This is a genomic window from Vibrio sp. 1641 (genome assembly GCF_033339995.1).
Lineage (GTDB): Bacteria > Pseudomonadota > Gammaproteobacteria > Enterobacterales > Vibrionaceae > Vibrio > Vibrio alginolyticus.
Map to the genome: position 1 here is coordinate 1 of NZ_JAWOVP010000179.1, position 705 is coordinate 705.

Genomic DNA, 705 nt, shown 5'->3' on the forward strand with positions numbered 1-705 from the left:
CCGTTACCAAACAAGTTGGAATTTAACTCCTATTGGAGCAAAGCTCCGACACCAAGTTGGTTGCTCGCGTTCAAATCTCCAGGCTTTTATGAATACTTGTTGGGCGAAGAGGATAAGCACTTTGTGGTGTTTGATCATCCTTCTGGCGAAGGCTTGATGTACATCGTTTTCCAAGATGACTCGGACGATTATCTGGATGAATACGAAAGCTCATTGCACCAGTTCACTCTGTTATTGGGCGGGTTGTTTTCCTTGATTATGCTTGGTTACGGTATTTCTATGGTGAAAATTTTGGCTCGACCGCTCGCTAAAATCGAGTCAAAAATCAGCCAGATGCCACCCGACCAGCCTGCATTTGAAGTGGAAACGAAGTTCAGTGAAACGCGGCATATTGAGCAGACGTTGTTAGACAGTAAGAACGACATCGCGGGCTATTTCCGCCGCGAACAAGAGTTTAGTCGTTTTGCCTCTCATGAGCTTCGCACGCCTATTATGGTGATCGCAGGCTCAACAGACATTTTATCTCGAGTGCCTGACCAGCCAAGGGTGGCACAAAAAGCGATTGCGCGAATGCAAGCTGCGTGTGAAGACATGCGCGTTTTGACCGAGGCGTTTTTGTTGTTAGGCAAAGAGAAAATTGAGCCGCAGCACTTTGGCGAACAAACGCTTTTAGTTTGTTTACACCAGCAATTGGAAGAGCTTGCT

General features: G+C 46.7%; 1 protein-coding gene. It reads left to right on the forward strand.

Annotated features, from left to right (window positions below; translation table 11 throughout):
- On the forward strand, nt 1–705 hold a 705-nt coding region (locus R7Z47_RS24915; protein WP_318130773.1), incomplete at both ends, for a sensor histidine kinase.